Annotated in this window: 16 protein-coding genes; 6 read left to right on the forward strand and 10 right to left on the reverse strand. The window is 46.2% G+C overall.

The window, feature by feature from the left end; genetic code table 11:
- Positions 1 to 10: 10 nt before the first annotated feature.
- The 5 genes from C7475_RS30535 to nagB all read right to left on the reverse strand — a co-directional run bounded on the left by C7475_RS30535 (position 11) and on the right by nagB (position 5,490).
- Entirely contained in the window at positions 11 to 979 is a 969-nt protein-coding gene (locus tag C7475_RS30535) for a YpdA family putative bacillithiol disulfide reductase (RefSeq protein WP_110057232.1), read from the reverse strand.
- Between the two features lie 21 nt (positions 980 to 1,000).
- On the reverse strand, positions 1,001 to 1,699 hold the full coding sequence (locus C7475_RS30540) for a type 1 glutamine amidotransferase (protein WP_110057233.1): 699 nt from the start codon (positions 1,697 to 1,699) through the stop codon (positions 1,001 to 1,003).
- A gap of 321 nt (positions 1,700 to 2,020) precedes the next feature.
- Positions 2,021 to 2,914 (reverse strand): SAM-dependent methyltransferase, encoded by an 894-nt coding sequence (locus C7475_RS30545; protein WP_110057234.1) that lies wholly within the window; start codon positions 2,912 to 2,914, stop codon positions 2,021 to 2,023.
- Between the two features lie 130 nt (positions 2,915 to 3,044).
- Positions 3,045 to 3,476, reverse strand: coding sequence for an HD domain-containing protein (locus C7475_RS30550; RefSeq protein WP_110057235.1), 432 nt, complete (start codon positions 3,474 to 3,476; stop codon positions 3,045 to 3,047).
- Between the two features lie 88 nt (positions 3,477 to 3,564).
- Positions 3,565 to 5,490, reverse strand: coding sequence for a glucosamine-6-phosphate deaminase (nagB, locus tag C7475_RS30555; RefSeq protein WP_110057236.1), 1,926 nt, complete (start codon positions 5,488 to 5,490; stop codon positions 3,565 to 3,567).
- A gap of 330 nt (positions 5,491 to 5,820) precedes the next feature.
- Between nagB and C7475_RS30560 the strand changes: the two genes are divergently transcribed.
- The 5 genes from C7475_RS30560 (at position 5,821) to C7475_RS30580 (ending at position 13,286) form a co-directional block, all read left to right on the forward strand.
- Positions 5,821 to 6,240, forward strand: coding sequence for a hypothetical protein (locus C7475_RS30560; RefSeq protein WP_110057237.1), 420 nt, complete (start codon positions 5,821 to 5,823; stop codon positions 6,238 to 6,240).
- A gap of 154 nt (positions 6,241 to 6,394) precedes the next feature.
- Positions 6,395 to 6,955 carry an RNA polymerase sigma-70 factor gene (locus C7475_RS30565; RefSeq protein ID WP_233260021.1) on the forward strand — a complete coding sequence of 187 codons (561 nt, stop codon included), beginning with the start codon at positions 6,395 to 6,397 and terminating at the stop codon, positions 6,953 to 6,955.
- Between the two features lie 90 nt (positions 6,956 to 7,045).
- Positions 7,046 to 8,137, forward strand: coding sequence for a FecR family protein (locus C7475_RS30570; RefSeq protein ID WP_110057239.1), 1,092 nt, complete (start codon positions 7,046 to 7,048; stop codon positions 8,135 to 8,137).
- 263 nt (positions 8,138 to 8,400) lie between these two features.
- Positions 8,401 to 11,808, forward strand: coding sequence for a TonB-dependent receptor (locus C7475_RS30575; protein WP_233260022.1), 3,408 nt, complete (start codon positions 8,401 to 8,403; stop codon positions 11,806 to 11,808).
- Between the two features lie 11 nt (positions 11,809 to 11,819).
- Positions 11,820 to 13,286 carry a RagB/SusD family nutrient uptake outer membrane protein gene (locus C7475_RS30580; protein ID WP_110057266.1) on the forward strand — a complete coding sequence of 489 codons (1,467 nt, stop codon included), beginning with the start codon at positions 11,820 to 11,822 and terminating at the stop codon, positions 13,284 to 13,286.
- Positions 13,287 to 13,375: 89 nt separating this feature from the next.
- Here C7475_RS30580 and C7475_RS30585 read toward each other — a convergent pair whose 3' ends face one another.
- Genes C7475_RS30585 through C7475_RS30600 form a run of 4 tightly spaced genes read right to left on the reverse strand, consistent with a single transcriptional unit; the run spans position 13,376 to position 17,842 of the window.
- Positions 13,376 to 14,137, reverse strand: coding sequence for a copper homeostasis protein CutC (locus C7475_RS30585; protein WP_110057240.1), 762 nt, complete (start codon positions 14,135 to 14,137; stop codon positions 13,376 to 13,378).
- Positions 14,138 to 14,143: 6 nt separating this feature from the next.
- Entirely contained in the window at positions 14,144 to 15,196 is a 1,053-nt protein-coding gene (locus tag C7475_RS30590) for a N(4)-(beta-N-acetylglucosaminyl)-L-asparaginase (protein WP_110057241.1), read from the reverse strand.
- Between the two features lie 38 nt (positions 15,197 to 15,234).
- Complete coding sequence (locus C7475_RS30595) at positions 15,235 to 16,200, reverse strand: ROK family protein (RefSeq protein WP_110057242.1); 966 nt, start codon at positions 16,198 to 16,200, stop codon at positions 15,235 to 15,237.
- Entirely contained in the window at positions 16,172 to 17,842 is a 1,671-nt protein-coding gene (locus C7475_RS30600) for an MFS transporter (protein WP_110057243.1), read from the reverse strand. The genes C7475_RS30595 and C7475_RS30600 overlap by 29 nt, the downstream gene beginning before the upstream one ends.
- A 329-nt stretch (positions 17,843 to 18,171) precedes the next feature.
- Here C7475_RS30600 and C7475_RS30605 point away from each other — a divergent pair, with 329 nt between their 5' ends.
- Positions 18,172 to 19,470, forward strand: a complete 1,299-nt coding sequence (locus C7475_RS30605; RefSeq protein ID WP_233260023.1) for a sugar MFS transporter — start codon at positions 18,172 to 18,174, stop codon at positions 19,468 to 19,470.
- A 100-nt stretch (positions 19,471 to 19,570) separates the two neighbouring features.
- On the opposite strand, the gene C7475_RS30610 is transcribed toward C7475_RS30605, so the two are convergent.
- The gene (locus tag C7475_RS30610) at positions 19,571 to 20,965 is read right to left on the reverse strand and encodes a Gfo/Idh/MocA family protein (protein WP_110057245.1); all 1,395 of its coding nucleotides are present in this window, start codon (positions 20,963 to 20,965) and stop codon (positions 19,571 to 19,573) included.
- Positions 20,966 to 21,045: the final 80 nt, after the last annotated feature.

Here is a 21,045-nt window from a genome sequence, read left to right on the forward strand (position 1 = left end):
AGGTAAGCGCCTAACGGGGCTTACCTGTAATATGTGCAATGATCTTATCTGCATGGTCCCTGGAGTTTTCAATGAACCAGACATGCGTATCCATACCGCCGCATACGACGCCGGCCAGATAGATGCCGGGCATGTTGGTCTCCATGGTATCCGGATCGTAAGTAGGATATTTCTTTGCATCACGGGTTAGCGTAATGCCCGTCTTCTCCAGGAAATTAAAGTTAGGCTGGTAGCCTGTCAGCGCCAGCACAAAATCATTCTTAAGCGTGATCATGCCATCCGGCGTAGATATATCCACTTCATTTTCCCTGATGGCTTTTACGTTGGAATGGAAGTAGGCCTTGATGCTGCCTTCTTTGATACGGTTCTCTATATCAGGTTTCACCCAGTATTTCACCCGTTTGCCGATCCCTTCTTCCCTGATCACCATTGTTACGTCCGCACCTTTCCGATAAGTTTCCAGCGCCGCATCTACAGAAGAATTATTTGCGCCGATCACTACCACCTTTTGTGCCGCATAAAAATGGGGGTCTTTATAGTAGTGATTTACTTTAGCCAGATGCTCTCCCGGTACATGCAACATGTTCGGGATATCGTAAAAGCCCGTGGCAATGATGATATGCCGGGCATTATAAGTAGTTTTATCGGTCGTGACCTGGTAGATCTCTCCATCCCGTTTAATCCCTTCTACGGGCTCAAATAAACGCACATTCAGGTGATTGGAGATAGTTACCCTGCGATAATACTCCAGGGCTTCCGGACGCACTGGTTTGGCGCTGATGGAAACGAAAGGGATACCGCCGATCTCCAGCTTCTCCGACGTGGAGAAGAAGGTCATGTATAGTGGGTAATTGTAGAGGGAATTAGTGAGACATCCTTTTTCCGCAATAATATAACTTAATCCTGCCTTTTGTGCCGCCAGCCCGCATGCAATGCCAATCGGACCAGCGCCTACTATGAGTATATCGTAAGTGTCCATAATGGTTAAAATTACGAAGGATCACGCGTAATTGCTAGTAAGGAAGTCCAGCAAACGGTACATTGTTATGTTACTGCCCTCCAGGTACCGTTGTTCGGCCCTGATGGTATCAGCATCCTGTACATAAGCAGCAGGAACAAGTTCGTCCATGCCATGCTGCACCATTTCGTTGAGCGAATCGGGCGTTACCTCAAAATGGTATTGCAATCCCATTACCTGGTGCCCTATCAGGAAGGCCTGGTTAGGAGTTACTGCTGTGGATGCAAAACAGGTTGCACCGGCGGGCAGGTCAAACGTATCGCCATGCCAGTGGAAAACTGTCTGTGCTTCCGGCAGTTCAACCGCCAGAGCAGGAGGAAGCAGCGCGGTGGAATATGCAACAGGGTACCAACCTATCTCTTTTTGCGTGTTGGCATATACGCGGGCTCCCAGCGAGGTGGCTATCAGCTGCGCGCCCAGGCAGATGCCCAGTACTCTCTTACCCGCCTGAATGGCCTGCCTGATACATTCCTTTTCCGTTTTCAGCCAGGAATGAACAGTTTCATCATTTACACTCATCGGACCTCCCATGACCACCAACAGGTCCACGGCCGTCATATCGGGCCGGGCGGGATTCTCATACCATTTCGTAAAACTTACCTTGTGATGATGCGTATTGGCCCAGTCAATAATACACCCTGGACCTTCAAATGGTACGTGCTGAAAAATGTGAATAAGCATGATATGAAATATTTCGTCACTATAAAATGTGCAATAAATGAATGCTGTATATAATAGATGTTTTATACTGTCTTCGCAAAGCCTTTATAGTAGCCTTATCTCAGAGATAACCCGTATATAACCCGTATATAAGCCGTATATAAGCCGTATATAACCCGTATCTATAAAGATATGGGTTATATACGGCTTATATACGGGTTGTATATGACTTATAGGAAACAATCGTACGGGTTTTAACTAACATAAAAAGCCTGCAGAAGACATATCTGCAGGCTTTAGGTGTTTATGTTGAGTAAAAGTTAAGTAGGGGAGAGTGGCAAATTACCCCTCGGTGACCCGTGCCATGGCTACGCGGTAGAATTCATATCCTTTCATGCTGGCTGCTTCTTCACCGTAATACATACGACGGTATACGTTGCAATCCAGGTTATGCATCAATTCCATGTTGTAGGAGGCCAGAAATTCCTTTATCGTGGCCGGGTCGATACCGAAGTTCCAAAACTCATTATTGCGGCGTAAAAGCTTTGTAACGCTGGCTGCGCCGGTAAATTTTTCGGGATGTTCAAGCACTTCTTTGTCTACATAGGTAAAGACGATGATCGTGCCGGGCTGGAAGGTTTTGAAGTATTCAAATACTTTGGGCGCAATGGGAGCGGTCAGAATATTGGTCACACCTTCCCATATGAACATGGTCTTATAGTGGCCCTGCTGGAAGATCTGTGGTATTACATGGTCCAGGTCCTGGGTAAGCAGGTCTACCGGCACATAGTTGATCATGGCTTCCATACCGTTCCTGCCGGGATTTTTAGCCAGTGTATCCCGCTTTTCCGCCTGGAAGTCAGGATGATCTATCTCAACGAACTGTATACGCTTCTTCATTTGCAGCCGTAAGGCCCTGCAGTCATAACCCGCGCCAAATACAATGACCTGGTTGATGCCTTCGTCCTGCACGGTGTTTACAGTCATGACGTCTACTAACCTCGTTCTGGCAGCGCAGCAGGTAAGTGCTCCCGTCCAGTATCTGTCTATAAACCAGTGAATGAACCTGTTCATAAATGGAATACGGGACAGTTTTTCAACCAACTTGAAAGAAGTGGGCAGGAAAAGTTTAGCATAAGGGTCGTAGAACAAACGCTTATTTTCAGGACGGTTGGATTCAATGGCGCGCAATAAAGCTAAATAGGCCGCAGCCTTGCTGGTAATAACCAGGCTCATAACGTTTCTTGGTTTTTAAAATGGACGACTTGGCAGATTACAAACTTGATCAGGTTTAGCAACGGATCTCTACATGAACAGACAGATATTGGTCTAAATTTTATAGTTCCTAAATGTAGCGAATATTTAACTATTGCGAAATGACAGCCGCAATTTTATTATAAGCCCTGATGTATTTATTTAAACGCGGTATATCCTTTTCTGTTATTTCGGGTATACGTCTGATATCCATGTTATCAGTCAAATCGTTGATCTTCACAAGGCAGGCAAGACGGTTAGGAATGATGCGGTCAATGAAATGATCATAGTCTTCATCGTCGGAAAGTTTGGTCACGCAACGTAGTGCTTCCAGCTGATGGGGTGCTAAACCCTTCTCTGTAAGTTGTTCGAAGGTCCAGGAGGTGTCTTCCACTACATCGTGTAGCACGCCAACGATCTTTTCGTCTTCGGTTTTACCGAGCTCCATTACCCGCATCACGTGTTTGAGATAAGGGGCTCCGTATTTATCTGATTGGCCGGCGTGGGCGTCAGTGGCGATAGATATGGCTGTAGCAAGTGTCATGCAATAAAACTAGCAAAAAAGCGGCCAATTAAAAAGCCCCCGTTCATCTTACAGAGAACGGGGGCTGAATGTATTTTAAAGCTTGTGCTTACATGAAATGATATCTCACAAAAGCTTCCATTGCCGCGTATTTCTGCAAACCTAACTGATCGTACAGGTTAGCGGTATTAGCGTTACGGTCTTCCGCTCTTTCCCAGAACTCACGAAGATCGGTACCCATGAAAGGCACCACGTCTTTCTGGCTCTGGTGGATGAAGATACCGAGGCGTTTCTGCAATACCTGGTCAGGGCTCATTGGAACAGCCATTTCAATTTCATGAACGTTCCATTCCTGCCATGCGCCTTTGTACAGCCATACCCAACAGTCTTTCATGAAGTCTTCGTGTTTCAGTCTTTCCAGTGCTGCAAAGATGATATCGAGACATACTTTGTGAGTACCATGTGGATCGGCCAGGTCGCCTGCGCAATAGATCTGTTGAGGTTTCAGCTCGCGGATCAGGTCAACAGTGATCTGGATATCTGCTTCGCTCATTGGTTTCTTCTCTATCAGGCCTGTTTCATAGAAAGGGAGGTTCTGGTAGTGAATATTGGTTTCAGGGATACCTACGTAACGGCAGGTAGCCTTTGCCTCACCACGGCGGATCAGACCTTTAATAGCGCGGATCTCGGGAGTATCTTTCTGGCTAGGCTTCTTCACACGGAGGAATGCTTTCGCATCTTCCAGGATCTGAGAGCTCTTGCTACGGTCGATGTCAAACATACCTTCAAAACCTACGGCGAAGTCGATGAAGCGCAGTACGAATTCGTCTGTTACAGCAATGTTACCGGAAGTCTGATAAGCAACGTGTACATCGTGTCCCTGTTCGTGCAGACGGATAAAAGTACCTCCCATGGAGATGATATCGTCGTCCGGGTGAGGGGAGAAGATCAGTACACGTTTATGTTGAGGTTCTGAACGTTCAGGATGGCTTGGCAGCTGTGCGCCTGGTTTACCACCTGGCCAGCCGGTGATGGTATCACGGATGCCGTTGAACTCTTCGATGTTCAATTCATAGGCGGAACCGTACTGAACGATCAGGTCATTCAGACCGTTTTCGTTGTAGTCCCTGTCTGTCAGCATCAGGATCGGCTTGTTCAGTTTCACAGCCAGGTTTGTTACCGCTTTACGGCGGAGTTTTGGCGTCCACTCACAATCGCCGGTCAGCCAGGGCTCTTTGAAACGGGTCAGCTCTTCAGCTGCCTGCTCATCGATCACGAATTTACAGTCAGAGTGCTGTTGCAGTAAGGATGCAGGTACCTGATCGGAGCTATGTCCTTCTACAGACCTGCGTACGATCTTAGCCTTGTGCGTACCCCATGCCAGCAGTACAATGCGTTTGGCTTTGAAGATAGTGCTGAGGCCCATTGTGATGGCCAGACGGGGTACCTGGCTCATATTGGCAAACTCAAATGCGTTAGCCTGTCTGGTAGCGTTATCTAACGTAACCAGACGGGTGTGGGAGGTCAGGGTTGAACCAGGTTCGTTGAAACCGATATGACCGTTTGTTCCGATACCCAGGATCTGAAGATCGATACCACCGGCAGCTTCTATGCGGCGCTCATATTCAGCGGCATATTCTTTCACTTTTTCTTTTGGTAAAGTGCCGTCCGGAACATGGCAATTCTCTGCAGGAATATCTATGTGATTGAACAGCTGCTCTTTCATGAACCTGTTATAGCTCTGAAGGGCATCAGCTTCAATCGGATAATATTCATCCAGGTTGAATGTGATCACATTTTTAAAACTCAGCCCCTCTTCTTTGTGCAGCCTTACCAGTTCTGCATAAAGGTATTTAGGGGTAGATCCTGTTGCTAGGCCAAGCACTACCTGCTTGTTAGCTGCCTGTCTTTCCTTAATCAGTGCTGCTATTTCCTGCGCAACTGCCCGGGAACCGTCTTTAGCGGTAGGATGTATATCCACGGCTATTTGTTCGAAACTGTCAATCAGTTCAATTTCCTGATGATTAAGCGTCATGATTAATGTTTTGGATTAGATGCGGTTTAAAAACGAGACGGAAAATTAAAAAAAATCTCTCTATCCACATAGAAGTTTGGGGCTTTGTTTAAGTAATAATCATAAGAATTCGATAAATGTATAGAATACCCTTAACATACTATACATAAATGAGATAAAACCATCAGTGGCCGAAACGCGTTAATTACTAGAGATATACATCGGAACCTGCGAATAATAAAATACGGTCAGAAGGGCATGACCGCTGAAAAACCTCAAACCATCCGTCGGAAGCGCTACAAGTAGTCCTGTTGTTACGTACCGGCAGTTATTTCTAAAAAAGTTCATGTTATGAAAAAGCTGTTTTTGTTAATGCTCTGCGTTTGTATCATCCCCGCTGTAAAAGTAAAAGTGAATGCAATGGCTCCCGGCCCCGTAAGCTGCAAGTATGTGGCAGAAGAATGGTCTAAAGCAAAAGATGGTATCTGGCACGGGGTAAAGGACAGGAAAAATTACTGGTATAAGGTAGATAAAGAGGCAAAGGTATGGTGGAGCGGTAACGGGAAAAAATGGATGGCCGTAGAAGATGGCATGTGGGCCGATAAAGTCGGCAACTGGCTGAAGATAAGTGACGGCAAACTAATGTGGAGCGCCGATAAAGGAGCCAGCTGGGGGGAAGTGCCGGAATGGAAATGGGAAGGCCCCAAAGGTGAATGGTATAAATTCGATAAAGACTGGAGCCTCTGGGTAACCGGTTTAGGAACGATGTAATTAAACCGGAACAATTTATTTCAAATGCTTAATATTGAACAGGTGTTCAATATTGAGCATTTTTTATTTTAACTTTATCTGCCACCAGCAGAGAAGTAATAACAGTAAGCAGAGAGATTTCTGAAAACCTTATATCAACCAAGTTCGTATCGTAGTGCAGTCAGATCACGCCACTATACAGATGCTCGCCGGAAGGGTAGCAACAGGGGACGAAAATGCATACAGGCAATTATTCCGGCTGTTTTATAAGCCGCTGTGCCAGTTTGCAACCTCCATTGTAAGATCCGAAGAACAGGCCGAGGAAATAGCTTCAGATGTATTTGTAAATATCTGGAAGAACAGGGAACGCCTCTTACAGGTCGGTAACCTCAAAGTATACCTCTATGTGTCTGCACGTAACACGGCACTTAATTATCTGAACAAACAACAGCTGCAGTATTTCAGTATAGATACGTTATCGGTAGACCTGACCATAGCCGACAACACGCCTGAACAACTGATGATCTCAGGAGAAATGGCCCGTAAAATGGCAGAAGCGGTCAATAACCTGCCTCCCCGCTGTAAGATCATTTATAAGCTCATTCGTGAAGATGGATTGAAATATAAGGAAGTGGCCAGCATCCTGGAAATATCTGTAAACACAATCGATGTACAGATGGCCATTGCCTGCAAAAAGATCAGTGAAGCCCTCCGTTTATACCTGCCCAAACGCTAGCATTTACTTTTTGTTATTTTTTTTTGAAAAGACTTAGTAGATACTTTTAAATCCTTTGTCTTATTAGATGTAAAGCCCATAAAAAAGTTTATGAGTCAAGACAGAACCTGGATATTGCTGGGAAGGAAAATATCAGGTGAGGCTACATTAGATGAACTGAGGGAACTGGAGATGTTGTTGAAAGAGGATGCACAACTGAGTTATCAGGCATCACTGATCAAGGAGCTGGAACTGAGTACACCTGACAACACCGGAGATACGGAAAACGCGCTGGAAAAACATATGCTGCGTATGCAGGAACTGTACCCTGAAGATTTTCAGGTGCCGGTAGCGATATTCCCGGAAACACCGGAAAACAGGTCCTGGATAAGAAAGAACGGTATTCCGGCACTGGTAGCAACTGTGCTGCTGATAGTGGTCGTACTGGGCGGAATATGGAGCCTGCGTGACCGTAAACAAGGCGGTAAGGAACTGGTGAGTGAAATATCCACCCGTCACGGTTCACGTACGATGGTTACATTGCCGGATGGATCTGTTGTTTTCCTGAACGTAAGCAGTAAGTTAACCTACGATTACGGCAAAGAAGACAGCAGGCAGGTAGTACTGGAAGGAGAGGCTTTTTTTGACGTACATAAAGATGAACAACGGCCGTTCATTATCCATACCAGGAAGATGGACATTACCGTATTAGGGACGACCTTTAACGTCAGGGCATACGAAGAGGACAAAACAGTAGAAACCTCTTTAATACAGGGAAAAGTAGAAGTAACAATAAAAGGGGAGGTACCAAAGAAGGTCATTTTATCCCCCAACCAAAAGATAATTTTATTCAACGAAGCACAACAACAACCGAAGGTGATATCAGTACCTGTCACAGAAAACCCGGACAAGGAACCATATCGCCTAGAAGAAGTGACCGTCAATCCTAATGACAGCCTGGTAGCAGAAACTGCATGGAAAGAAAACTGTCTTGTATTCAATGATGAGCGCTTTGCAGACATAGCCCTCAAAATGGAAAGGTGGTATGACGTGCGGATCATCTTTGAAGATAAGGAGGTGGAAGATTACCGTTTTACAGGGACTTTTATTAACGAAACAGTGGCCCAAACTTTAGAAGCGCTGCGGTTTACATCTCCATTCCGATACAACATTGACAAGAAGAAGATCATCATAAAAAGATAAACAGCCCATACTGAATAAAGCTTATGGAGTTAACTATTGAACTTTAACTATTGAACTATTTGAATTTTAACAACTAACAAAAAGTAAGGGGAAATGCGGCAACATTCCCCCTCAACCAAGATCAGCGTAGACAGGTGTTTCATTTGGAGATGAGGCCTGTCAGGCATTTTATTGACCTTAAACAATCTAAAAGTATGGAAAAAACCAGACTTAATCTGTTTCTTTTACCTAAACCGAAGTCTTTCCTAAAAGCAATCCTCTTGATGAAACTGGCCTTTTTGCTGACGCTCGTGACCTGCATGCAGGTGTCTGCCAGTGTATACTCACAGAAAAGGTTTACCCTTAACCTGGAAGATGTAAAGCTGGCTAAATTGCTTAAGATCATTGAAAAGCAAAGCGACTACCGTTTTGTTTACAGCAATGACGTAATTGCTGCTGATACAAAGGTGACGGTAGCTGTAACAGATAAGACTGTGGAGCAGGTATTGGACAAAGCGCTCAGCAGCACCGGACTTACCTTTCGTGTAATGTCCGACAAGCTGGTAGGCATCGCTCCTAAAAGTGAAGTAATTGCAGATATCAATATCAAAGGCCGTGTAACCGATGCTGCCGGTGCGCCGCTGGTAGGTGTAAGCGTACGTGTGGCAAAAGGCAATAAAGGTACTGTTACCAATGCCAGAGGTGAATTTGAGCTCGATGCCCCATCTACCGCAACACTGGTATTCAGTTATATCGGTCATATCGACCAGGAAGTTGTGGTGAACGGACGTTCGGCACTTAGTGTGGTATTGCAGGTCGATACCAAAGGTCTGAACGAAGTAGTAGTGATCGCCTATGGTACTGCGAACCGTAAGACGTTTACCGGTTCTCTTACACAGATAGATGCCAAAGCACTGCAAACACGTCCTGTTACGAATGTGTTCAATGCACTGGAAGGTGCTGCTCCCGGTATACAGGTAAACTCCGGTAGCGGTCAGCCAGGCGATGGTCCTGCCATCCGCATTCGTGGTGTGGGTTCCATCAATGCATCCAGTGATCCGTTGTATGTAGTGGATGGTGTACCTTTTACCGGTAATATCTCCAGCATTAACACTGACGACATCGAGAGTATGTCAGTCCTGAAAGACGCCTCTTCTTCCGCACTATACGGTGCCCGTGCTGCTAATGGTGTAGTGATCATCACTACCAAAAAAGGCAAGCGCAATGGTCATCACATTCAGTTCAAAGCCATGCAGGGTGTTACCTCCCGTGCTATTCCTGAATACGATCGTGTAAATGCTTTCGAGTATTATCCGCTGATGTGGGAATCTTACAGGAACAGTTTGATATCTAATACTGTCACCCTGGAACAGGCCAGCCAGACTGCCACCGCCGGTGTAAAAGGCCGCCTGGGCTATAATCCGTTTAACGTTGCCGATAATGATATTGTACGTACGGATGGTACGATAAATCCTGATGCCAAATTACTGTATGAAGATGACCTGGACTGGACTAAAGCTGTTCAGCGTACAGGCAGCCGTGGCGACTATGGTGTAAGCTTCAACGGAGGATCAGATAAAAGTGATTATTTCATTTCCCTGGGATACGTGAAAGAAAAAGGCTTCGTGATCAAATCTGACTTTGAAAGGATCACTGGTCGTGTGAACGTGAACACTACTCCGCTGAAATGGTTCAGGACCGGTATTAATGTAAGCGGCGCTTATGTAAATTCAAATCAGGGTAATACTGATGGCAGCTCCTCTTATATAAACCCGTTCAACTTCACAAGAGGTATGGGGCCTATTTATCCTGTTCACGTACATGACGCTGCTACAGGAGCGTTTGTATTAGACCAGTATGGCAGCCAGATATATGATCGTGGCGATGGCTCACAGGGTGGGCAGGCTGCAAGACCTGCCGGCGCCAATGCAGGCCGTCATGTGATCATGGAGACTGAACTGAATAATAACAGCTTTAAGCGTAACAACTTATCTGCAAGGACATTCGGCGAAGTATCTTTCCTGCGCGATTTTAAATTCACTACAAACATCAGTGCAGATATAACTAATGACCTGGTAGGTACTTTTGATAATACCAGCATCGGCGACGGCGCTCCGGCAGGACGCGGCAGCCGTACTAACCGTATGAGAACAGGTTTCACCTTTAACCAGTTGCTCAACTATAACCATGCTTTTGGTTTGCATCACATAGAAGTACTGGCAGGTCATGAGAACTATGACATGACATATAATTACTTCTATGGCATCAGGCAACAGATCATCCTGGATAACAGTAACTCTGAGCTGGGTAATTTCACTACCACAAACAGCCTGACATCCCGTACTGACAAGTATCGTACTGAAGGTTTCTTCTCTCGTGCAAATTATAATTACAATGAGAAATACTTCGTATCTGCTTCCTATCGTCGTGATGGTACGAGTCGCTTCTCGCAGGACCTTCGGTGGGGTAACTTCTGGTCTGTAGGCGGAGCATGGAAGATCAACGGTGAGAACTTCATGAAAGATGTACGTTGGATAGACCTGCTGAAAGTACGTTCTTCTTATGGCTCTGTTGGTAACGATGCATTGCTTGACGCTGGTTCTGCTGACATCTACTACGCATGGCAGGCCCTATACGAGCCTTATGCAAACGCTGATGAACCGGGTATGTTACAGAGCTCACTCACCAGTAACCTGGTATGGGAGCAGAATAAAACTTTTGATATCGGCGTTGACTTCAGTTTCCTGCATGAACGTATCAGCGGTAGTCTTGAATACTTCCACCGTCAGTCAGACAACCTGTTGTTCCGCGTACCATTGCCACTTTCCAGCGGTTTGAAAGAACAGAACGCGAACGTAGGTTCTATGTGGAATAAAGGCTTCGAGCTCCAGGTAGGTATTGATGTGGTGCGTAATAAAGACTTCAAATGGAATTTGAACCTGAATGCTACCACGTATAAAAACCAGGTGACCAAACTGCCGAAAGAAGAGATCATCAATGGTACCAAAAAACTAATGGTAGGTAACTCACAATATGAGTTCTGGCTGAGAGAGTATATGGGTGTGGATGAAGCAGATGGTTCTCCGTTATACAGAGCGCAGAATACAGCGTCAACGCCAGCAAATACTACCCGTATCACCAAGAACGGAGATACTGTAACCACACTGTTATCTAATGCCCGTTACCATTACTCAGGCAGTGCGATACCTGATGTATATGGTGGTATTACCAATACATTTAACTACAAGAATTTTGAGTTGTCCATCCTGGTGAGTTACCAGATAGGTGGTAAAGTATATGATCAGACATATCTGGCATTAATGCATGGCGGCGTATATGGAAGTGCATTGCATAAAGACGCATTGCAGCGCTGGCAGAAGGCTGGAGATGTAACAGATGTTCCTAAAATGAACTTCGGTAATCCTACCAATATCGGCGCCGGTACATCTGACCGTTGGCTGACTGACGCGTCTTTCCTGAATTTGAGACGAGTGAGCCTGGGATATAATCTGCCTAAAGCATATACCTCCTTATTACACCTGTCAGGCGCCAGCATTTTTGCGAGTGGCGAGAACCTGTTCCTGAAAACAGCGCGCAAAGGGATGAACGTGACACAAGCTTTCACGGGTGTTACGTCAAACGTTTATGTGCCTGCACGCGTAGTCACCCTCGGTATTAATGTTACACTCTAAAAATGGAAAAGATGACGAAGAAATTATTATATACACTTATAGCAATACCTGTTTTAGTTTTCAGTTCATGTAAGAAGGATTATTTAGATACTAATCCGACCGACGCTTATCCATCAGAGGCTGTATTTACGACAGTAAATAATGCATGGTCGGCCATCAATGGTATTCACCGTTCCTTGTACATCCAGTACGATGCGCAGGACCAGGGAGGTCAGGGAAGTATCATGATCAATAATGATATGCTGGGAGATGACCTGGTAATGACAGCAGCTGGTAATGGCTGGTTCAATGCAAATTATCAGTGGTTAACGCATCGTAGCGCTTCAAATGCATTTCTGAAATTCACCTATTTGTTTTACTACAAGATCATCGCCAATGCGAATATGATCATTGATAATATAGACAAAGCAACAGGTGATGATGGTGATAGAAAAGTAATAAAGGGACAGGCGCAGGCCTACCGCGCATGGGCCTATTGGAACCTGGTGCAGATGTATGCGATACGTTATGATGCAACGACCAACAACTCACAGGATGGTGTGCCGCTGGTACTGACCAGTACAACTGAAGGCTTGCCAAGAGCTACAGTGGCGGAAGTGTATACACAGATAGTGAAAGACATTGATGATGCTATTGTAAACCTGGCCGGATTTAATTCAAGACCTAAATCACATATCAGTATTAATGTGGCAAAAGGCCTGAAAGCGCGTATTGCACTGACTATGCAGAACTGGGCGGATGCTGCGAAGTATGCGGAAGAAGCAAGAGAAGGAGTGGAACTGATGAGTAATGCGGATTACAAGGGAGGTTTCAATGATTACAGCAATAAAGAATGGATGTGGGGTAGTCATCAGATCTCTGAGCAAACCACTTATTTCTATTCATTCTTTGCCTTCATGTCGTCCAATTACAACTCAACTAATATCAGGACTAATCCGAAGGCGATCAATTCAGCACTGTACGCCAAAATAGCAAATACAGACGTACGTAAACAGGTATGGAGCTCTGATGGTGAAGATGTTCCGGTACCTCCGGGAGGCGTGAGGTTTCCTTACATCAGCAAGAAATTCATGGTGGCGACGGCAGCGAGTATTGGAGACGTTCCTTTGATGCGTGCAGCAGAAATGTACCTGATAGAAGCTGAAGCAAAAGCGCGTCTGAACCAGGATGCAGCAGCGGCTGACGCGTTGTATGAGCTGGCAGTGAACCGTGATCCGCAGTATACAAAAAGTACAGCCACCGGCGATGCGTTGCTGCAGGAGATCCTGACACAGCGCCGTGTAGAACTGTGGGGAGAAGGTTTCCGCTTTTATGACCTGAAACGTATGCATCTGGCGCTTAACAGGACTGGTGCTAATCATACGCCTGCACTGACAGCAAACGTGCTTGAAGTACCGGTAGACGACATTCGTTGGGAGTTCCTGTTCCCGCAAGACGAGATCAATGCTAATAAAGCAGTTGATCAGAATCCGATCTGATGAATGTACAGCAAATCTGAACCGATAAAACAAAAGGGCGTCCGCTTAAGCGAACGCCCTTTCTGCTGTATGAATATCTTGTTAAAGATTTAATTAGCTGCGGCCTCATGTGCCTGTGCAATGATCTTCTTTACCTCTGTTACCTGTGTTTTGGAAATACCATATTCAGGAACGCCGGGAATACCGCCCATGCTTACATTCGGGTTACGGTACTGCATACCGCTTTCTTCATAAGTTTTGGCGGTTGTGTGAAACTCAGCAGCGCCAGTCTCTTTTACAAGTTCCGCAATATTGTGTGCCCGCACACCCGAGCCCACCATGATGGCAATACGTCCTTCCGCTTTCTCTACCAATGTTTTCAGCAGCGGGATACCTTCAGTTGCAGTATTGCGCTGGCCGGACGTAAGTATACGTTCACAGCCGGTTGCAATTACATCTTCCAGCGCCTGCAGAGGGTCTTCCGTCATGTCGAACGCACGATGGAAGGTAACGCCCATAGGCCAGGCCAGTTGTACCAGCGCTTTTGTACGGGGTACGTCTACTTTACCATCTGCCGTTAACAGCCCGATCACCACGCCGTTACATCCCAGTGACTTGCACAGTTTGATGTCTTTCTGCATGAGGGTAAACTCCAGGTCATCGTAGAGGAAATCACCACCACGGGGGCGGATGATAGGGTAGAGGTCTATCTTTACTTTCTCACGTGCCACGGCTATGGTAGCATAGCTGGGGGTGGTACCGCCTTCCAGCAGGTTATCGCATAATTCTATTCGCTGTGCTCCTCCTTCTTCTGCAGCAATGCAGGAAGCTACCGATGCGGCACAAATTTCAAGCGTAATTTTCTTATCCATTTTTTATTAGAAATAGTGTTTGCCGTCTATCAGGACGTTATTTTCCTTTTCGGACAACACTGCATAATTGAATCCTTTCTGCAGGCAGTAAGCGCCATGTTCTCCTTTTTTATTGATGGCAAGGAAGCCTACCTGTAGGCCTTTAGCTCTCTCTTTGTTCTTCTTTACGATACGTGTCACCGCTTCTTTGCAGGCGGCTTCAGGAGAGTAACCCTGACGCATCAGTTCCACCACGAGAAAGCTACCTACTACGCGGATCACTTCTTCACCTACGCCTGTGGAGGTGGCAGCACCTATTTCATTGTCCACATACAGGCCGGCGCCGATGATAGGGGAGTCGCCAACACGGCCGTGCAGTTTAAATGCCATGCCACTGGTAGTACATGCGCCGGACAGGTTGCCATTGGCATCCATAGCGATCATACCGATGGTATCATGGTTATATACGTTTCCTGGCAATTTAAGGGGGTTAAAAGCCGATTCCTTCTCCGGACCATAGGAAGTGTTCTCTATGTTCATGATAGGCTTGTATTCGGACTTTTTGAGCCATTCGCGCCATGCCTTCTCTGATTCCGGTGTGAGCAGGTTCTCTTTTTTGAAGCCATTGGCTAAAGCGAACTGCAAAGCGCCATCACCTACCAGCATAACGTGCGGGGTTTTCTCCATTACAGCACGAGCTACGGAAATAGCATGTGTAACATGTTCCAGGGCAGCAACGGAGCCACAGTTTCCCAGTTCATCCATAATACAGGCATCCAGCGTTACACGGCCATCACGGTCAGGGAACCCGCTGTAACCTACGGTATGATTGTTAGGGTCGGCCTCCGGTACTCTTACGCCGGCTTCTACGGCGTCCAGTGCACGGCCTCCTTTTTTCAATACTTCCCAGGCAGCTTCATTGGCAGCGCGGCCGAAGTCCCAGGTAGATATTACAACAGGTTTTGCCTTTGGAGCTGTTGCTAAAGGCGCTGCTTGTGCCGGTTTAGATGTAATGCCATCTAAAGATAAAGCAGCGGCACTTAGTGCCGCTGCTTTCAGAAAATGTCTGCGATCTTGCATAATGCTTTATTTATGATACCGGAAAACCGGCCGAAAGTTTAATCTTTCATTTCCCAAGCCAGTGCACTTGCGCCTAATATGGCTGCATCACTTTCTTTCAGCTCGGAGAATACCAGCTTCACCTTGTTCTGGAAGATAGGCAGCAGGTTTTTCTCCATATGCTCACGTACAGGCTTCATGATCATGTCGCCTGCTTTTGTAAGACCACCGAACAGGATGATCGCTTCCGGACTGGAGAACATGACGAAGTTAGCCAGCGCTTCACCCAGTATCTTACCGGTGAACTCGTATACTTCCACAGCCAATGGGTCGCCCTTCATAGCTGCTTCATATATTACTTTGGAATTGATCTCTTCTTTGGTATGATCGCGCAGGATACTTTGGGTATCCGGACGGTTAGCCAGGAATTCCAGCGCTGTGTTGGTTACACCGGTAGCGGAAGCATATGCTTCCAGAGAACCGTGAGCACCGGTACCCGGATGGTATCTGCCGCCTGGTAATACGATACAGTGGCCCAGTTCACCGGCAAAGCCGTCGTGACCGTATATCAGCTGGCCATTGGCTACGATACCGCTACCTACGCCTGTACCCAGGGTAATAACGATGAAGTCTCTCATGCTTCTTGCTGCGCCATACTGGAATTCGCCCAGTGCCGCTGCATTCGCATCGTTAGTGAGGATAGCCGGTACGCCGAACTTCTCACCCAGCAATTTAGCTAAAGGAATGATGCCTTTCCAGCGAAGGTTAGGAGCATACTCAATGTTTCCAGTATAAAAGTTACCGTTTGGTGCACCTACACCAATACCTCTGATATTATCGATACCACCTACCTGTGCTATCAGTACGGAGAGATGCCCATGCAGCTCATCCAGGAAGCCGTGAACGTCTTCGTGTTGATTTGTAAGCATACGGCCATCACACAGAATATTACCTCTGCGATCTACTATGCCAAACTTTGTATTGGTTCCTCCAATATCAATGCCCACCGCTAATTGCTGACTCATAATCTATTCCCTGTGATTTTAATATGTTTTTAACTCTGAATGCAAAGAAAGCCAGGTATGCGAAGCATATCACCGGTATGATGTAAGAATAATGAATACCTATGGAAGGGATATCCGCCAGACCACCTTGTACAGGAGGGATCAGCGATCCGCCCAGGATCATCAGGATCAGGAAAGAAGATCCCTGACTGGTGTATTTACCTAAACCTGCTATAGACAGGGCGAAGATACAAGACCACATTACGGAGCAGAACAGACCACCGCTGATGAAAGCGAAGATGGCGACTGAACCGGTGGTGCAAAGACCGATGATCATAGCGAGGATACCGAGCAGGGAGAATATCATCAGCGTTTTAGCTGGCTTTTCCTGTCCGGCGAAGAAACCGATGATCTGTATTATCAGTACGAAAGCGTAAGGATATAATACGCTTACATCTGTACCTTTCAGATGGTTAGCACCGAGCACCACACCATAGGCGATGAACGGAACGATCACAGAAAGCACCTTACGGGCACCTGCGGAGAGATTGAATACAGTAATAGCGCCAGTCCAACGACCCACCATCATGCTACCCCAGAACAGGGAAACATAAGGGTCGATCTGTGATTCAGCCAGGCCTTCCGTAGTGAAGAAACCAGGATGCTTCAGCAGGGCGCCCATGTTGCTGGCAATGGTTACTTCCACACCAACATACACGAAGATGGCGATCATACCGAGGATCAGCTGAGGATATCTCATAGCGCCCCAGCCACTGCCGTCTTTCTGAGCAGACATCCTTGCATTGAACAGGATACCCAGGATACCCACGATACCAACAACAAAGAAAGGCAGTCCTACTTCGGCAGTTGGGGAGAAACCTACAGAGGTCTTAACCGCATTGAGGATAATACCAACCATGATCAGTACGAACATAGCAGTGATACCGCTTAATGAACGACTTGCTCTTGCTGACTGTTCAAATGGCTCGTCAGAGGTTTCTTTCGGCATTTTAGAGAACCAGAAGATCACCGCAGCAACGAGGAACAATACGATCAGCAATATGTACAGCGTATTGATCTTGCTGATGTCCGTATCTGCAGAAACAGAGGCATCTTTGGCAGAACCGAAAAGCAGGATGCTCACAACCAAAGGCCCGATAGTAGTACCGAAGGAGTTGATACCACCAGCCAGGTTCAGACGGTGAGTACCTTTAGCCGGATCGCCTAATAAGATGGCGAACGGATTGGCAGCAGTCTGCTGTAAAGAGAACCCGAGTGCCACAATGAAGAAAGCACCAAGAATAAGATAAAAGGCATAGGTCGTATTTTCCATACTGTTGCCAATGTTCACTGCAGCGATCAACGCTATCGCACCTACTACGGAAATAAGAAGCCCATAAATGATACCTTTCTGGTAGCCGATCTTGTTTAAGATATCTACGCCCCGCAACGCTGAAAAGAGATACAGCAGTAACGAGCCGATAAAGTAAGCGCCGTAGAACGAGAAATCGATCAATTGTGATTCCAGCTGTCCCAAATGAAAGTGGGCCTTACAGAAGGGAATAAAGATGCTGTTTGAAGCAGCAACAAATCCCCAGAAAAAAAATACAAGTATCAGTACAAAGAAAGATGGATGTGTACTTTGCTTTGTTTGTTGAGCCATAAACGTGTTAAATTACTGTAATTTTTGCGCGATAAATGTATAAATTATTTTTCGAGAATTCCTAAATTTTCAAAATAAATATGCCTATTTTCCTGAAGCAAAAACGTTTTAGCTAATATGTTGTAAAATTTCTATTTATTTTAAATAGAGACTGATAAAAATTCCTGATTGAGATTAAAAAAGCGTACTTTTTGAACTATTTAGAATGGGAAATTAACTTATATCTACCAGAAAAGCGCATTTAGTGGGAAATAACTATGAAATGCAGAAATTGTTGGTTAAGTTCGCAAAGATCAATCAAAATCATTTAATATTAATCAATCAGCAGTATGGCTAATTCCGTTTCGTCTCCTAAAGGGCCAGTCTCTATGCCACAAACCAATCAGTATGGCAAGGCAATGGGAGTAATCGGTACCCTTTTCTTCCTGTTTGGCTTCGTTACATGGCTCAACAGTGTATTGATCCCTTTTTTGAAGCAGGCTTGTGAGTTATCTGACTTCGAAGCCTACTTTGTGACGTTTGCCTTTTACATCTCCTATATGGTGATGGCTATCCCATCTTCTATGATCCTAAGGAAGATAGGGTTCACTAAAGGTATGTCACTCGGATTACTCATTATTGCCATAGGGTCAGCGTTGTTCATTCCTGCAGCTTATGCACGTTCTTATCCTTTGTTTCTGGTAGGACTGTTTGGCCAGGGTGCCGGGTTGACCTTGCTACAGGCTGCCTCTAATCCTTATGTAACCATACTGGGACCGATTGAAAGCGCTGCCCGTCGTATAAGCATCATGGGGATATGTAATAAGGTAGCTGGTATGATCGGTATCTTCGTTCTGAAAGTGTTGTTGTTCAGTGACACCGAGCAGCTTTCTGAAAAAATAAACCAGCTCGCAGGCGCTGAAAAAGAGGCCCAGTTACAATTACTGGCTGAACGTGTGGTTGGTCCCTATATCGTCATCACTGTTGTCCTGATCATTCTTGTTTTTGGTATTACAAAGGCTGCATTGCCTGAGATCAATCCCGAAGAGGAAGACACCACAACCGCGGAGGAAACTTCAGGCAAGACTTCCGTATTCCAGATACCTCACCTGATGCTGGGAGTATTGTGTATATTCATGTACGTAGGTGTGGAAGTACTGGCTATTGATTCATTAACATTATACGGTGAATACTATGGCTTCGAGAAGAACGTGGCGGGTAACTTTGGTATCTATAGCCTGATCTGCCTCTCAATAGGTTATCTACTGGGCGTTATTGCAGTTCCGAAATACCTGACACAGAAAAATGGGTTAATCGGCAGTGCTGCCCTTGGACTGATTTTCTCCATTGGAGTTCTGGCCACTACCGGAGTAGTTTCCATCGCGTTCATGATTGCGCTCAGCTTCTCTCACGCCTTGATGTGGCCGGGGATCTGGCCACTGGCAATGAATAAACTTGGGAAATTCACGAAGCTGGGAGCGGCACTGATGGTAATGGCTATTGCAGGTGGCGCTATCATTCCGCTGGTATATGGTGGACTTGCAGAGAGCATGAACCGTCATTCAGCATATATAGTCTTTATTCCCTGCTATCTGTACATTCTTTATTACGGATTCAGTGGCCACAAGGTAGGTTTGAAAAAAGCATAACATGACCATCCTGTTAACAGGAAAAGATATCTGAAACTGAAAAGGGCTGTCCCAATTATGTGGACAGCCCTTTTCAGTTTCAGATATCTTACGGAATGTATTAGTACTGGTCATCCAGTGCGAAGATCGGTTTCCTGTTCATCCATCGCCCGCGGGTGAAGTCCGGAATGTACTGCACATTTCCACCTTCAGCTACCGATTGCTCGCTCAAAGGCGTAATAGCATACCAGGTAGCCAGATCATATACGTCGAGCGCATAAGGAGCGCCTCGTTTTACACTTTCTATAAAGGAATTGATAACATACCAGTCCATGCCTCCATGACCGGCGCCGGCGGCGCTGCTGGTATACCGTTTCCATAGCGGATGGTCGTACCTCGCCATGTAACTGTTCGGGTCTTTTTCAGAGCCTGCTTTTTCCCACTCATCGTACGGGCTTTTTCCTTCTACATAAATAGAGTCCAGATCATCCATCCACAGGCCATTGGTGCCCTGTACGCGGAAGTTAAGCGAGTAGGGGCGGGGAGAGTTGGTATCGTGCGACAACATGATGGTCTCACCATTGTTGGTGCGGATCAGTGTTGTGACGATATCACCCAGTTTGAATTCCACTTTAGCATTCGGATGCTCCTTACCGCCATTGTCCACAATGTACTTATGTAATCCTCTTGATTTGGTGGCTACGGAAGTGAGGGACAACAGGCGGTTGCCTCGGTTGATGTTGATCATATTGGCAACAGGGCCAAGACCGTGTGTAGGATACAGGTCACCGTTACGATGTACGCTGTGATTGGTGCGCCATTTGGCTTCCGACATAGCGTTCTCGCCAAATTCAACACCGCCGCCATACAGTTGCTTGCCGTTGTTGAACTTCACTTTACGCAGGTCATGCTGATAGCCGCCCTGGAGATGTGTCAGTTCGCCGAAAAGGCCTTGTCTTACCATGTTCAGCACTGCCATAACATCCCGGCGGTAGCATACGTTTTCCATCCCGAACAGCGGAACGCCGGTATCTTCGCTGGCATTGACCAGGTTCCAGCATTCCTGTACATCGGAGGCGCCGCATACTTCTACGGCAGGTGTTTTACCTGCTTTCATGGCAGCGATGGCCTGAATGGAATGCCATTCCCAGGGAGTGGCAATGATCACGGCATCGATATCGTCGCGTTTCAGCATGTTGTAGAAGTCTTCCGGACCGTTGCTGTATTCAGCTACTTTCTTTTTTCCGCCATAGGCTTTTGTGATCAGCTCGCGCGACTTTGGAATGGCCCATTTGGTGTCCGGGTCGCAAATGGCAGTAACGTCTACATCGTCGCGGTGAAGGCATAACTCCAGGTGCCCTTGTCCGCGGGCGCCTACTCCGATGAGCCCTACTCTTACTTTTTCTTTCCGGGTGTTTGCAAAGAGGCGTGCGGGCGTATTGAGGAGGGTCAATCCTACACCTGCGGCCACAGTGGTTTTGAGAAAGTTTCTCCTGTGAAATTGCTGCTTTTTCATGCGTTGTTTGGTTTTAGCTCTTGCTAAAAGAAGACTGCTGGTGTATTATAGATGATGTCTAAAAGTATAGAAAATGCGGT

Origin of the sequence: Chitinophaga sp. S165, assembly GCF_003182155.1 — a bacterium.
In the GTDB taxonomy this organism is placed as follows: Bacteria; Bacteroidota; Bacteroidia; order Chitinophagales; family Chitinophagaceae; genus Chitinophaga.